The 13908-nt window shown below is 73.0% G+C and carries 14 protein-coding genes; 2 read left to right on the top strand and 12 right to left on the bottom strand.

Annotation, left to right across the window (positions count from 1 at the left end; all coding sequences use genetic code 11):
- Positions 1-14 precede the first annotated feature (14 nt).
- From AB0G01_RS23145 to AB0G01_RS23100, 10 genes are all read right to left on the bottom strand, one after another.
- The gene (locus AB0G01_RS23145; protein WP_360948752.1) at positions 15-1220 is read right to left on the bottom strand and encodes a GNAT family N-acetyltransferase; all 1206 of its coding nucleotides are present in this window, start codon (positions 1218-1220) and stop codon (positions 15-17) included.
- Between the two features lie 112 nt (positions 1221-1332).
- Complete coding sequence (locus tag AB0G01_RS23140) at positions 1333-2046, bottom strand: DUF4333 domain-containing protein (protein WP_360948750.1); 714 nt, start codon at positions 2044-2046, stop codon at positions 1333-1335.
- Positions 2047-2148: 102 nt separating this feature from the next.
- Entirely contained in the window at positions 2149-4905 is a 2757-nt protein-coding gene (locus tag AB0G01_RS23135) for a DEAD/DEAH box helicase (protein ID WP_360948748.1), read from the bottom strand.
- Positions 4906-4978: 73 nt separating this feature from the next.
- Positions 4979-5860 carry a YegS/Rv2252/BmrU family lipid kinase gene (locus AB0G01_RS23130; RefSeq protein WP_360948746.1) on the bottom strand — a complete coding sequence of 294 codons (882 nt, stop codon included), beginning with the start codon at positions 5858-5860 and terminating at the stop codon, positions 4979-4981.
- A gap of 141 nt (positions 5861-6001) precedes the next feature.
- Positions 6002-6988 (bottom strand): twin-arginine translocase subunit TatC, encoded by a 987-nt coding sequence (tatC, locus tag AB0G01_RS23125; RefSeq protein ID WP_360948744.1) that lies wholly within the window; start codon positions 6986-6988, stop codon positions 6002-6004.
- Positions 6989-7009: 21 nt separating this feature from the next.
- Positions 7010-7336 carry a Sec-independent protein translocase subunit TatA gene (tatA, locus tag AB0G01_RS23120; protein ID WP_360948742.1) on the bottom strand — a complete coding sequence of 109 codons (327 nt, stop codon included), beginning with the start codon at positions 7334-7336 and terminating at the stop codon, positions 7010-7012.
- The gene (locus AB0G01_RS23115; RefSeq protein ID WP_360948740.1) at positions 7329-7595 is read right to left on the bottom strand and encodes a bacteriophage holin; all 267 of its coding nucleotides are present in this window, start codon (positions 7593-7595) and stop codon (positions 7329-7331) included. Before AB0G01_RS23115 ends, tatA begins: the two co-directional genes overlap by 8 nt.
- A gap of 18 nt (positions 7596-7613) precedes the next feature.
- Positions 7614-8594, bottom strand: a complete 981-nt coding sequence (locus AB0G01_RS23110) for a YafY family protein (protein WP_360948738.1) — start codon at positions 8592-8594, stop codon at positions 7614-7616.
- Positions 8591-9574: a WYL domain-containing protein gene (locus AB0G01_RS23105; protein ID WP_360948736.1), complete on the bottom strand. Its 984-nt coding sequence runs from the start codon at positions 9572-9574 to the stop codon at positions 8591-8593. The genes AB0G01_RS23110 and AB0G01_RS23105 overlap by 4 nt, the downstream gene beginning before the upstream one ends.
- 262 nt (positions 9575-9836) lie before the next feature.
- Positions 9837-10349 (bottom strand): heme-binding protein, encoded by a 513-nt coding sequence (locus AB0G01_RS23100; RefSeq protein WP_360948734.1) that lies wholly within the window; start codon positions 10347-10349, stop codon positions 9837-9839.
- A gap of 132 nt (positions 10350-10481) precedes the next feature.
- Here AB0G01_RS23100 and AB0G01_RS23095 point away from each other — a divergent pair, with 132 nt between their 5' ends.
- A complete protein-coding gene (locus AB0G01_RS23095; protein ID WP_360948732.1) occupies positions 10482-11444 on the top strand; it encodes a sensor histidine kinase in 963 nt (320 codons plus the stop codon).
- On the top strand, positions 11441-12211 hold the full coding sequence (locus AB0G01_RS23090; protein WP_360948730.1) for a response regulator transcription factor: 771 nt from the start codon (positions 11441-11443) through the stop codon (positions 12209-12211). Before AB0G01_RS23095 ends, AB0G01_RS23090 begins: the two co-directional genes overlap by 4 nt.
- Here AB0G01_RS23090 and AB0G01_RS23085 read toward each other — a convergent pair.
- Together AB0G01_RS23085 and AB0G01_RS23080 are read right to left on the bottom strand one after the other, a co-directional pair.
- Positions 12198-13082 (bottom strand): SRPBCC domain-containing protein, encoded by an 885-nt coding sequence (locus AB0G01_RS23085; protein WP_360948728.1) that lies wholly within the window; start codon positions 13080-13082, stop codon positions 12198-12200. The genes AB0G01_RS23090 and AB0G01_RS23085 overlap by 14 nt on opposite strands.
- Positions 13075-13641 carry a helix-turn-helix domain-containing protein gene (locus AB0G01_RS23080; RefSeq protein ID WP_360948726.1) on the bottom strand — a complete coding sequence of 189 codons (567 nt, stop codon included), beginning with the start codon at positions 13639-13641 and terminating at the stop codon, positions 13075-13077. Before AB0G01_RS23080 ends, AB0G01_RS23085 begins: the two co-directional genes overlap by 8 nt.
- Positions 13642-13908 lie beyond the last annotated feature (267 nt).

Here is a 13908-nt window from a genome sequence, read left to right as displayed (position 1 = left end):
GCGCCCAGGGCGCGCTAGAAGAACGTGCCGCACCAGGGGGCCCGGTCGACCGCGAAGAGCGCGTCGGCCCGGCCCGGGGCGTCGGCCGAGTCCGACGTGAGGTGGCCGGTGATCGCGAGCGCCGCGAACGACACGTCACCCAGGTACGCCGCCGCCAGCACGTCCACGTCGACCACGAAGTCCGGCTCGTCCGACGTCCGGGAAGCCCCCGCCGGAGTGATCCGGTACGCACCGTCGTTCTCCGGCAGGAACCGGTCCCGCACACCGACCACCACGGGCTCGCCCGCCCGGTAGGTCCGCGCCGCGAGCGCCGCCTCGACGTCCAGCAGGCGCAACCACGTCTCGTCGCCCTCCACCGACCGCAGCGCCCGCCGGTCGGTCAGCAGCCACTCCACCGGCTCGTCCAGCGGCCGGCCCTCGGCGGCCACCTCGTGCACCAGGTCGACGCCCAGCAGGAACCGCCACAGGTCCGCCCACGCGCGCGGCGTCTCCGCCCACAGGTCCCGCACGGTCAGCACGGTCGGCCTCTCGCGGCCGATCTCGAACGAGCCCTCGGCCACCTGGTAGATCACGAACCCGTCGTCGCCGGCCGGCCCCGACGCCACGGCGAACTTGAGGTTGTCCTCCTTCAGCACCCGCTGCACCATGAGGGTCCACCAGCCGGGCCACCGGCCGATCGTCCCGGGCCGCTCCGGCGACAGCCGGTCGAACAGCGCGCGGCACAGCGGGAGGGCCCGCTCCGCGTCCACCAGGCGCACCCGGCCCTCGACCGGCACCCGCGACCGCGTCTCCCGGCGCTTGATCCGCACCTCGCGGTAGCGCGTCGCCACCCCGTAGCCGAACCGGCCGTAGATCGCGCTCTCCGAGGCCCGCAGCGACGACGCCACGTCCCCCGCGTCCCGCATCGCGCGCAACTGGACCCGCTGCAACGCGGTCAGCACGCCGCGCCGCGTCCAGTCCGCCCGCACACCGACCCGGCTGACCGCGGACATCGGCACCACCGCACCGCCCGGCACCGCCAGCGAGGACGGGAAGCACTGCACCGTGCCCACCATCTCGTCGCCCGCGAACGCGCCCAGCGCCTGCCCGTCCTGGTAGGTCGCCCGAACGGTCTTCCACTCCTCGTCCGTCGGCGGGCGGGCGTGGAGGGTGTCCCTGAACAGGGTGCTCGCGGTGCGGAAGTGGGCGTCGTCGAGGACGCGGATGTCGGGATCGGTCACCGCCTGATGGTGCCTGGCCCGACGCCGGATCGCGACCGGGTTTCGCCCGACCCGGAGAACGGACGAGGCCACCCCGTCCGGGATGGCCTCGTGACAGTGCCGCTCAGGTGCCTCAGCCCGTGGGCTGCCCCACCTCGTACTCGCCGTCGGCGGTCTTCACGGTGATCTTCACGTCCTTGTCCTTGCCGCCGATCTTCACCTTGCAGGTGAAGGTGCGGTTCGGCTCCACCGGGTTCTCCCCGGCGCAGGTCGCGCTCTCCACGTCGGAGATCTTGTAGTCGTCCTTGAGGATCGTCACGATCCCGGACTGGACGGCCGCGTTGTCGAAGACCTTCTTCTTGAAGAAGCCGGGCGTGACGAAACCGGTGATGCCGACCGCCGCGACCACCAGCACGACCAGGCCGACGACCACCCAGAGCACCGCGCCGGACTTCTTCGCGGGCGGCTGGGGACCGTAGCCGGGCTGGCCGTACGGGTTCTGCTGCTGCCCGAACTGGCCCGGCTGCTGGCCCCACTGCTGCTGCGCCGGGTCCGCCTGGCCGTACGGGTTCTGCTGCTGCGGCTGACCGTAGGGGTTCTGCTGCTGCTGTTGCTGCTGGGTCGGGTCGTACCCGCCCGGGTACTGCTGGGTGTACTGCTGCTGCTGGGGCTGCTGCCCCCACTGCTGCTGGGGCTGCTGCTGCGACGGGTCCGGCTGCCCGTAACCGGGCTGCTGAGCGGGGAAACCACCCGACGGCGTGCCGGGGTACCCACCACCGCCGTAGGGCTGCTGGCCCCACTGCTGCTGCGGGTCGTTCCCTCCGGACGGTCCGTACGGACTGGTCATGCTCGGCCTCCGACGGTCGGTCTGGAAAAGATGTGTCAAGTCTTGCGGGCGCGATCAAACCACAGGAGAGCGGGGCGCACCCAGCCACCCCGCAAAGCTTTCTCAGACCGTGGCCATCGCCACCACTCCCCGGCGCAGGGCGTCGACGGCCTTGCGGGCGGTCGCACCGACCGGGTCACCGCCACCCACCACGTCCCTGATCTGGTCCAGGAAGTCGATCACCTGCCGGCACCAGCGCACGAAGTCGCCCGCGCCCAGCTCGGTGCCGCTCGCCTCGGAGGCGCTCAGCACCTTCTCCAGCGATTCGCCGCGCGCCCACCGGAGGACCGGCCAGGCGAAACCCGGGTCGGGCTGCCGGGTCCGGTCGAGCTTGTGCCGCCGCTCGTCGTCCTCCAGCTCCGCCCACAGCCGCGCGGTGGCCGTCATCGCGTCGGTCACTTTGCCCGGCGGCAACCTGGTCTCCAGCGGGCCGTCCCGACGCGCCTCGTAGACCAGCGACGACACCACGGCCGCCAGCTCGGCCGGGTCGAGGCCGCGCCACACGCCGTGCCGCAGGCACTCGGCCGCGAGCAGGTCCGATTCGGAGTACAGCCTGGTCAGCCGCTTGCCGTGCTCGGTGACCTCCTCGCCCGGCCCGGACTCCCGCTCGTGCAGGTAGCCGCGCTCGCGGAGCAGGCCGCGAATCCGGTCGAACTCGCGGGCCAGCGAGTGCGTGGTGGCCGCGACCTTGCGCTCCACCTGCTCGGTCTCGGCCAGCAGCCGGTGGTACCGCTCGCCCCACCGGGCGTGGTCCTCGCGCTTCTCGCACCCGTGGCACGGGTGGGCCCGCAGCGCCCGGCGCAGCGTCGCCAGCTCCGCGTCGTCGTCCGCCGTCGACCGCCGCTTGCGCAGCGAGGGCGCGACGATCCCGGTGTTGCGCAGCGAGGACGCCAGGTCGCGCCGGGACTTCGGCGACCGGGTGTCGACCTGGCGGGGCAGCTTCACCTGGCCCAGCACCTCGACCGGCGACGGGAAGTCCGCCGACGACAGCCGGCCCGCCCACCGGTCCTCGGTCACCACCAGGGGCCGCGCTTCGCCCAGCGGCTCCAGGCCCGGGTCGATGACCACCGCGAGCCCCGACCGCCGACCGGACGGCACCGCGATCACGTCGCCCTTGCGCAGCCGCTCCAGCGACGCCGCCGCCTCCGCCCGCCGCGCGGACGAGTTCTGCCGGACCAGCGCCTTCTCCCGGTCGGCGACCCGGCGGCGCAGCGCCGCGTACTCGGTGAAGTCGCCCAGGTGGCAGCTCATCGCCTCGGCGTACCCGCCCAGCGCCTCCTTGTTGCGGTCGATCCGCCGGGCCAGCCCGACCACCGAGCGGTCGGCCTGGAACTGCGCGAAGGACTGCTCCAGGATGTCGCGGGCGGCCACCGCGCCGAGCTGGTTCACCAGGTTGACGGCCATGTTGTAGCCGGGCCGGAACGAGGACCGCAGCGGGTAGGTCCGGGTGGAGGCCAGGCCGGCCACCGCCTTCGGGTCGACACCCGGCTGCCACACCACCACGGCGTGGCCCTCGACGTCGATCCCGCGCCGCCCGGCACGCCCGGTGAGCTGCGTGTACTCCCCCGGCGTCAGGTCGACGTGCGCCTCGCCGTTGTACTTGACGAGCTTCTCCAGCACGACCGTCCGGGCGGGCATGTTGATGCCCAGCGCCAGCGTCTCGGTCGCGAACACCACCTTCACCAGACCCCGGACGAACAGCTCCTCGACGGTCTCCTTGAACGCCGGCAGCAGCCCCGCGTGGTGGCTCGCGATGCCCCGCTCCAGGGCCTCCCGCCACTCCCAGTAGCCCAGCACCGTCAGGTCGCCCTGCGGCAGGTCGCGGGTCTTGGAGTCGATGACCTCGCGGACCTGCTCGGCCTCGGCCTCGGTGTTGAGCCGCAGCCCGGCCCGCACGCACTGGCCGACCGCCGCGTCGCAGCCCGCCCGGCTGAACACGAAGTCGATCGCGGGCAGCAGGCCCGCGCCGTCCAGCCGCTGCACGACGTCCACCCGCGACGGCGGCTTGAACCCCGACCCGCGCGGCGGGCGGCCCTTGTTGTTCTTGTTCCGGCTCCACGGCACGTGGTAGCGCGACAGGTCCTCGGCGTGCCGCAGGAGCTGCGGGTTGATCCGGGCGACACCGTCGGTCCCCTCGCCCGCGAACAGGTCGAGCATCCGGCCGCCGGCCAGCATGTGCTGCCACAGCGGCACCGGCCGGTGCTCGTCCACCACGACCGCGGTGTCGCCGCGCACCTCCACCAGCCACTCGCCGAACTCCTCGGCGTTGCTGACCGTCGCGGACAGGCCGACCAGCCGCACCGACTCCGGCAGGTGCAGGATCACCTCTTCCCACACCGGGCCGCGGAACCGGTCGGCCAGGTAGTGCACCTCGTCCATCACCACGTACGCGAGGCTGCCCAGCGTGGAGGAGCCCGCGTAGAGCATGTTGCGCAGCACCTCGGTGGTCATCACGACCACGGGCGCGTTGCCGTTGACCGACGTGTCGCCGGTCAGCAGGCCCACCTTGCCCTCGCCGTAGCGGGCCACCAGGTCGGCGTACTTCTGGTTCGACAACGCCTTGATCGGCGTGGTGTAGAAGCACTTGCGGCCCTCGGACAGGGCCAGGTGCACGGCGAACTCGCCGACGACGGTCTTGCCCGCGCCGGTCGGCGCGCACACCAGCACGCCGTGCCCGTCCTCCAGGGCCTCGCACGCGCGCTGCTGGAACGGGTCGAGCTCGAAGGAGAGCACGGAGAGGAAGTCGGTCAGCTTGGGCCGGGTGGTGCGGCGGCGGAAGTCCGCGTAGGCGTCGGCCGGAGACCGCGAAGCGCTTGACACCCTCCCAGGCTGTCACATGGGACCGACAAAAGCGCTCCTGATCCGCGCCGACCCGCCCGGCGGCGGCCCCGGACTAGCGCGCGGTCAGCGCCGTGACCGCCCGTAACGCCCCTGACCTGCACTCGACCTCCAGCGGCAGGGCGTGCAGGCGCTCGCCGTCGGCGTACCCCACCCAGCCGGGCCCGGACAGGGCCACCGACTTGGCGCGCAGCGTGCGCACCGCCGGGTGGTCGACGTGCCGGCCGGTGCGCAGCGTCGGCAGCACCCGCAGCAGCGTGCGGCGCGGGGCGGCGGAGACGACGGTGATGTCGAACAGCCCGTCGGCGACGTCGGCGTCCGGGCAGATCGGGATGCCGCCACCGTAGCTGGTGGTGTTGCCGACCGCGACCAGCAGCGCGTCCAGCTCCAGCCGCTCGTCGTCGGTCTCGACGACCAGGTGCGCCGGCCGCAGCGCGGCCAGCTCGGCGAGGATCGCCAGGTCGTAGCGGCGGGGTCCGGCGGGCCGGCGCATCCCGTTGGCGCGTTCGTTGACCGCCGAGTCGAAACCCGCGCACAGGACGGTCGCGAACCAGGTCCCGTCGCGGAGCCTGCCGAGGTCGAGCGGGCGGGTCGCGCCGGCGCGCAGGGCGTCGACCACGTGGTCCACCGAGGTCGTGCCCAGGGCGGTGGCGAAGTCGTTGCCGGTGCCCGCCGGGACCACGGCGAGCGCGGTGGGCGTGCCGGCGCACGCCTGGACGCCCAGGTGCGCCCCTCCGTCACCGCCGAGCACCACCAGGACGTCCACGCCGTCGTGCACGGCGCGGCGGGCCAGTGCGGCGGTGCCCGGGGCGGAAGAGGCGACGTGCAGGTCCAGCGAGTCGACCGCGGTGCGCAGCCGGGCGGCCACCGTGCCCGCCACCCGCGCGGCGCGCCCGCCACCCGAACCCGGGCACACCAGCAGGGCGGCGCGGGTCACGGGGCGGGCCGGGACATGGCGGGAGTCCTCCGGGGGTCCGGTGCGTCCCGGCATCCTGGCACGCGGCCCCGGTGGAGATCCACGGTCGGGAACGACGCGATCCGGCGGCGGGTTACCCACCCCCGCCGGACGTCCTCCCGGTCAGGTCGCGTCGTCGTAGCGGACCCGGTGCGGTTCCTTCTGCGTCACGGGCTCGTTCACGGTCTCGTTCGCGGTCTCCTCGACCTGCGAGGGCCGGTAGTCGAACGGTGCTGCCTCGTCGTCGTCCAGCTCGTCCAGACCCTCGGCCTTGCGCTTGCGGGCCGCCCTGCGGTCGTGCACGCGGGCGATCTGGATGGCGAGCTCGAACAGCAGCGTCAGCGCGGTGGCCAGCGCGATCATCGAGACGGGGTCGGCACCCGGCGTGGCGATGGCCGCGAAGACGAACAGGGCGAACACGATGCCGCGCCGCCACTTGCACAGCTTCGCGTAGCTGACCGCGCCGACCTGGTTCAGCATCACCACGATCAGGGGCAGCTCGAAGCTCACGCCGAAGATGAGCAGCAGCGCCAGCACGAAGTCGATGTAGTCGCCGGCGGACAGGGCCGTGAGGAACTGGCCGTCGCCGAAGCTCACCAGCACCACGAGCCCCTGCGGGACGACGTAGAACGCGAGCGCCGCGCCGATCACGAACAGCAGGGAGGCGATCCCGACGAAGATCAGCGCGAACTTGCGCTCTTTCGCGTACAGGCCGGGCGCGATGAACCGCCACACCTGGTGGAGCCAGAGCGGTGCGGTGACCGCCATGCCCGCCGCGGCACCCACCTTGAGCTGGATCAGGAAGCCCTCGAAGACCTTGGTCTGGAGGAGTTGACACGTCCCCTGGTTGAACCGGTCGCCCTCGGGGATCTCGCAGTAGGGCGAGGTCACGATGTCGCCGAGGCTCGGCAGGCCGAAGATGCGCCAGCCCCACCAGAAGAAGCCGAAGATCGCCCCGAAGGCGATGATCAGCAGGGCCAACCCCAGCCGGTGGCGGAGGTCGTACAGGTGGTCCTTCAGCGACATGGTGCCGTCGGGGTTGCCCCGTCGACTCGTCAGCCTGCGGCGCGCGCGCCGCTCCGACCACCACCGGACGGGCTTTGCCCCCACGGTGCGGACCGTCCTTCTGGTCTAGTTCTGCTTGTTGTGGAGGTTCTGCGCCGACTGCTCGATCGGCTGCGCGACCTGCGGCTGCACGGGCTGCGGCTGGGCGGTCGGCGGCTGGACGACCTGCGGCTGCGCGGGCGGCAACTGCTGGGGCGCGGGCTGCTGGACGGCCGTGTTCGGCTGCGCGGCGGGCGGCTGGTCCTCGTCGTCGCGCAGGCCCTTGGTCTCGGCCTTGAGGATCTTGGCCGACTTGCCGAGCGAACGCGCCATGTCGGGCAGCTTCTTCGCACCGAACAGCAAGATGATCACCACGGCGATGATGATCAGCTCAGTAGCTCCGAGGTTACCCACGGTAGTCCTCCTTCATCCCCCGGTCCACCGATGGTACGCGGGGTTCGCCCTCACGGGCCCGGTCCGGACGCCGTTCGGCGAAGGCCACCCCGAGCGCGGCGAACCGCGCCCGCAGCAATCCGACACCGTTGCCGACCTTGTCGCCTACCAGGATGCTTGCGGCGCGGAAGCGGCGCAAGGCTCCGACGACTTTGACCAGGACGACGATCAAAAACACCATCCCGACCAGCAACAACACCAGGCTCGGCAAGTACGGCACCCCCTCACCGTATCGGTCCTAGGTTGCCGGGAGGTGATCCGCCCGGCGCAACGCCGCCTCGGCCTGCCGGGCCACCGCCTCGGCCAGTTCGGCGGGCCGCTCGACGCGCACCTCACCACCCAGGCCGAGCAGCAGCCGCACCATCCACGGGGTGTCCGCGTACCTCATCAGCACCCGCGCGCGGCCCTCGGCCAGCTCGGTCAAACCGTCCACCGGGTAGTACTCGGCCACCCAGCGCGCGTCGGGCTCCAGCACCAGGACGGCGGTGCGCTGGGACGGGTCGGGGCGGAACAACCCCTCGGACGTGTCCGTCGGCTCGGCGTGCGGCGGCGGGCTCGCGGCCTCGTCCAGCACGTCGACGCCGTCCACCCGGTCCAACCGGAACAGCCGAACGCCGTCCGCGAGCCGGCACCAGGCTTCGAGGTAGCTTCGGCCTTCCACCAGCAGCAGCCGCATCGGGTCGACCACCCGGTCGGTCACCTCGTCGCGCGAGGGCGTGTAGTAGCGCAGCCGCAACGCCCGGCCGCGCAGCACGCCGGCGGACACCGCGTCCCGGACGAGCGCGGTCTCCGGGCCCTCCCGCACGGCCAGCCCGACCGCGACCCCGGCGGGCTGCGCCTGGCCCACGGCGGCCTCGATCTTGGCCACCGCGCGGCGCACCGCCGCCTTGTCCGCCACGCCGGGCGTCTCGGCCAGCGCGCGCAGGGCCACCAGCAGCGCGGTGGCCTCGGCGGCGGTCAGCCGCAGCGGGCGGCTCATGCCGGCGTCGAACGTGACGGTGACCGTCTCGCCCTCGAACGACAGGTCGATCAGGTCGCCCGGCCCGTACCCGGGCAGGCCGCACATCCACAGCAGTTCCAGGTCCTTGCGCAACTGGCGCGGCGTGACCTCGAAGTCGGCCGCCGCCTCGTCGATCGGGATGCCGGGCCGGGCGAGCAGGTAGGGCACCAGGGCGAGCAGCCGGGGCAGCCGGTCCGCCGAGGAGTTCGAGGCGGTCACGCCCGCACCCCCGCCCCGCGCAGCGCGCCGACCAGCTTCTCCCGCACCGTCTTGGCCAGCACCTCGGGCTCCAGCACCAGCACGTCGGGCCCGAACCCGGCGATCCAGTTCGCCGCCGAGTCGGGGAACCTCAGGTCGATCTCCAGCAGGTCGCCGGGCTCGCCGTCGTACTCCCGCTCCCCCACCGGCCGGGCCCGCCGCCGCACCCCCTGCGCCTTGCCCCGCGCCACCCACAGCGTGGCCGTGGCGACGTTCTGGGTGGTCGGCTCGCTGCGGGCCACGAAGCTGAGCAGGTCGACCGCGTCCGGCCGCTGCACCGCACCGGCCTTGCCCAGCGCGGCGACCTCGCCGACGATCCGCGACAGCCGGAAGCAGCGCGGCGCGCGCCGGTCCCGGTCGTGCCCGACGAGGTACCACCGGCCGCGCCAGGCCACCACGCCCCACGGCTCCACGGTGCGCCGCCGCACCTCGACCGGCACCGGCCGGCGGTAGTCGAACTCGACCACCCGACCCTGCTGCACGGCCGCGAGCAGCGGCGGAAACGCGGGTTCGCTGGTGCGCACCTTCGGCTCGACCGCCACGTGCACGTCCTGGTCGACGTCGACCCCCGCCGCGCGCAGCTTGATCAGCGCGCCGTGCGCGGCACCGGTGAACTGCGGCGAGTCCCACAACCGCGCGGCCAGCGCGACCGCCGCCGCCTCGTCGGGTTCGAGGTCGATGTCGCCGAGCTCGTAGTCCCGCCGGGCGATCCGGTAGCCGTCCGGGCCGTCCACCCCGGAGTTGCGGCCGATCTCCAGCGGCACGCCGAGGTCGCGCAGCTCGGTCTTGTCGCGTTCGAACATGCGGAAGAACGCCTCGTCGGTCACGGCGTCGGCATAGCCGGGGACGATGGCGCGGATGCGTTCGGCGCTCAGGTACTGCCGGGTGGAGAGCAGGCACAGCACGAGGTTGACGAGCCGTTCGGCGCGGGCGATGGCCACCGGAGAACCCTAACCCCGCCCGACCACCCCGCGACGCCCATCCCCACCCGAACCCGACCCAATGGTCCATTCGGCCTCTTGCGCAACCGGGTTCCACCGCGCGGCCGACCCTCGTGGGGCGGCCCGGCCCCCACGAGGCGGCCGGCTCTCACGAGACCGCCCGGCCCGAAGGGGGTGGCCCGCCCACCGAGCCACCCCCGTCCGAGCCACCCCCGTTCGGGTCACCCCGTCCAGGTCACCGGTCCGCCGCGCCCCGTCCGGATCAGCCGCCGATCGCGGCCAGACCGGCCTTGGCGTACTTCTCGTCCTGGTCGCCGCTCGGCGCGCCGCCGACCCCGATCCCGGCCACCGGGGTGCCGTCCGACACCACCGGCAGTCCACCGGCCAGGAACAACGTCCCCGGCATGTCGCGCAGCGTCGCCCCGGCCCCGGTCACCCGGCCGGCCAGCGCGGAGGTCGGCGCGTTGAACGAGGCCGACGTGAACGCCTTCCGCTTCGCCGACTCCTCGGTCTGCGGCCCCGCACCGTCGCCGTGCAGCAGCACCACCAGGTCACCACCCCGGTCCACCACCGCGACGGTCACCCGCTGACCGTCCTTCTCCGCCGCGTCCAACGCCCCCTGCGCCGCGCGCACTGCGGCGTCCACGGTCAGCACCTTCTCGCTGCGCACCTGCACCCCGCCACGCCCGCGCTCCTGCGGCTGCTCGGCCAGGGCGTACCCGCCGGCACCCGCCACACCCAGTGCCACCAGCACACCCACCACGGTCTTCTTCATCGCACTCTCCCTCGAAGTCGGCGACACCAGGATCACCGCCGCCCCACCCCCGTGACCTGGTGTGATGGGTTGAACCGAGGTTCAACCCATCGGTTGACCCCAGACCGGTGCGGCCGGCCTACGGTGAGCGCCGTGTGGCTGCACCGGGCGATGCACGCGGGCTTCTACGTGCTGTTGGCGGCGTCGGCGGCGCGGTACCTCGCGTACCACGGCGTCGACGCCGTCGTGCTGGGCGCGGCGGTCTGCCTCGGCGCGGCCTACCCGGCGGGCGTGCGGTGGACGAGGGCGCTCCCGGCGGTCCTGGTCGTGTGGCTGGTGCTGGTGTGGCTCGCACCGAGCTTCGGCTGGTGCGCCATCCCGCTGTTCTTCCAGTGCCTGCGCCAGCTACGACCGCGACTCGCGGTGCCGATCGCGGGCGTGCTCACCCTCGCCGTGGTGCTCGCCCAGCTCAGGCTCGCGGACGCGGTGGAACCGAGCCTGGTGCTGGGCCCGATCGGGGTCGCGGTGATCACCGGCGCGGTGTTCTTCGACCGGCGGCGGCTGATCCACGAGGCCGGCGTGCTGGCCGAGCGGCAGCGCCTGGCCCGCGAGATCCACGACACCCTCGCCCAGGGCCTGTCCAGCATCGCGTTGCTGCTGGAGCTCGGCGACACCCGGCGCGCCGCCGACGTGGCCAAGGAGAACCTGGCCGAGGCGCGCCGGTTCGTGCGCGACCTGTCGCCGCTCCAGGGCCGGTCGCTGGAGGACGCGTTGCGCGGCCTGTGCGACCGGGTGGAGGTGCACGGCGAGCCGTACCCGCTGACCGTGCAGACCGAAGTGGCACTGCTGCGGGTCGCGCAGGGCGCGTTGGCGAACGTCCGGGAGCACGCCGGGGCGCACACTGTGGTGGTGACCCTCTCGTACCTGGGCGACGCGGTGACGCTCGACGTCTGCGACGACGGCCGTGGCTTCGACCCGCGAGCCGTGACGCCGGGCGAGGGCCGGGGGTTCGGGCTGACGTCCATCCGGAGCCGCGTCGCCGAACTCGGCGGCACGCTGTCCGTGGAGAGCACGCCGGGCGAGGGCACGGCCCTCGCCGTCACGGTGCCGACGTGACCGGCCCCGACCCCACCGCGCCCAACCCTGCCGGACTCAACCCTGCCGCGCCCAACCTCGCCATGCCCGACCCCAACCCGACCACGCCCGACCTGACCGGGACTGGCGCGGCCGGGCCCGGGGTGAGCGGGCCGGATGCCGGGCTGCGGGTGCTGGTCGTGGACGACCACCCGGTGGTCCGGTTCGGCCTGACCGGGCTGCTGCAACGCGACTTCGCGGTGGTGGCCGAGGCCGCAACCGGCGAGGACGCGGTCCAGCACGCCGCCGCGCTCCGGCCCGACGTGGTGCTGATGGACCTCCAGCTCGGCCTGGGCATCGACGGGGTGGAGGCGACCCGGCAGATCCGCGCGTTGCCCGACCCGCCCGAGGTCGTGGTGCTGACCACCTACGACTCGGACGCCGACGTGGTGCGGGCGGTCGAGGCGGGCGCGACCGGCTACCTGCTCAAGGACGCGCCGCCGGACCAGCTCGCCGACGCGGTCCGGCGCGCGGCGCGCGGTCAGACCGTGCTGTCCCCCGACATCGCCCGCCGCCTGCTGCGCACGGTCCGCGACCCCGCGCCCGCGCTGAGCGGGCGGGAGGTCGAGATCCTGAACCGCCTGGCGCGCGGCCTGTCGAACCGCGAGATCGCGAAAGCCCTCTTCATCAGCCAGGCCACCGTGAAGACGCACCTGGTGCGGATCTTCGACAAGCTCGGCGTGGAGACCCGGACGGCGGCCGTGACCACCGCCGTCGAACGCCGGCTGATCCGCCTCACTCGCCCATGAGCATCCCCTCGGGGACGTCGAGCTGGAGCCAGATGGGTGTCCACGCCGAACCGAGCTCGACGTAGCGCCGCAGCTCCGCGACACCGGACAGCCACCCCGTCCACGCGCCGTACGGCGTCTTGCCGTCCATGAACCCGCTCTGCACGAACGTCAGCCGGGTCTTGCCGCCCGACCCCTCCAGCTCCCAGGCGGTGGCGAGGCCGCCGCCCCAGTCGATGGTCATCCGCTCGCCCTCGACCAGGTCCACGACCTTGCCCGGTTCGGGGTTGGCGTCGAAGCCGCCCATGGCCACCCGGCCGCCCTCCCACGGCTCGATGTCGATCTTCGCGCCGAACCAGCGGGAGTACTCCTCGGCGTCGGTCAGCGCCCGGTAGACCGTCTCGCGCGGGCCGTCGATCTCCACCGAGGCCCGCATCTCCGAGGTGGTGAAGTCGCAGCGCGGTGTCAGCGGCCGGCCGTCGACGTGCTCGACCAGGTTGGCCAGCGCCAGGCACCAGAAGGTGTACAGGTGGCCGAGCACGCCCCGTTCGGCCACGGCCGACTCCCAGCCCGGGAAGTGGCTCTGCGACACCGTGACGATCGTGGTGTCGCCGTCGCCCTCGCTGTCGGGGGCCAGGCTGATCCCGACCGCCGTGGCCTCGCCGCCGACGTGCCAGGTGAACCTGATGGACGTGTCGTCCACGTGCTCCAGCTCCTGGTGCGGCGCGTCCCCTTCGGGGGTGTGGCGGCCCCAGAACTGGTAGCGGTCCGGCAGCTCCACCGCGACGTGCTCGGCCAGCCACGCGCCGAGCTCGTCCGGCGCGGTCAGCGCTCGGCGGACACGCGAGACCGGTGCGGTCACGCGGGCGTGGATCTTCACGGTCTCACTCATGGTCGTCTTCCTCCGTCTGGGTCGGGTAGCACGCCACGGCCAGCCGGAAGGCGTCGCCTTCCGCCCCGCCGTAGCGGCTGAACAGGTCTTGCAGGGTCGTGCGCAGCTCGTCGAAGAACTCCTGGCGAAGCTCGGGCCGCACCCGGATGTCGCCGGACACGCCCAGCGACGGCAGCTCGGGTCGGTTGCGGTCGAGCGCGGCGATGTCCGACTGGACCTGTTCCACGAGGTCCAGCAGGTACCCCAGGCCGAGCTCGTCCTGGGCGCGGCGCAGCCCCAGCCGCCCGACCAGGCCCGGCGACAGCCAGTACGCGCGGGCCGTGGCCTGGTAGACGCCCTCGGTGATGCCGCGCACCCGACGCTCCGACACCAGGACCGCCAGACCGGCTTCGACCAGGCGCTTCACGTGGTAGTAGACCCGCTGCGGGGTCTGGTTGAGCTGCCCCGCGACCTCGGTGCACGAGTGCGGCTCGGCCAACCGCCGCAGCACCTCGATGCGCTGCGGCTTGAGCAGGGCCTCGGCCTGCTCGATCTGCTCCAGGTACAGGACGTCTCTCATCGCAAAAACAATCTTGAACGTACAAATCCATTTTGTCAATGGGGTAAGCGGCAGACCGCCGCGCTCACCGGCGAGCCGTGCCACACCGCGCCCGACCACCGGCAGGACGGGAGAAGGCTCGTCACGAGGTGTGAACCTCGTGACGAGCCTTCCCGGTCTGCCAGGGTCTAGATGTAGTGACTAATTAGGTTGTTGACGGCGTGTCGGGTTGAAGACGGGAGGACCTCCGGGCGGAGTGGATGTGTCTGACGCATCCCATCGGCACAC

Source organism: Actinosynnema sp. NPDC023587 (assembly GCF_040640215.1).
In the GTDB taxonomy this organism is placed as follows: domain Bacteria; phylum Actinomycetota; class Actinomycetes; order Mycobacteriales; family Pseudonocardiaceae; genus Actinosynnema.
The sequence above is the reverse complement of the archived record's forward strand: the minus strand, read 5'-3'. Positions and strand labels throughout refer to the sequence as shown.

Bases quoted from the DNA above. Each gene is read 5' to 3' on its own strand.
- AB0G01_RS23100 (WP_360948734.1), bottom strand. From the start codon at position 10,349: ATGAAGAAGACCGTGGTGGGTGTGCTGGTGGCACTGGGTGTGGCGGGT.
- AB0G01_RS23080 (WP_360948726.1), bottom strand. From the start codon at position 13,641: ATGAGAGACGTCCTGTACCTGGAGCAGATCGAGCAGGCCGAGGCCCTG.
- AB0G01_RS23140 (WP_360948750.1), bottom strand. From the start codon at position 2,046: ATGACCAGTCCGTACGGACCGTCCGGAGGGAACGACCCGCAGCAGCAG.
- AB0G01_RS23085 (WP_360948728.1), bottom strand. From the start codon at position 13,082: ATGAGTGAGACCGTGAAGATCCACGCCCGCGTGACCGCACCGGTCTCG.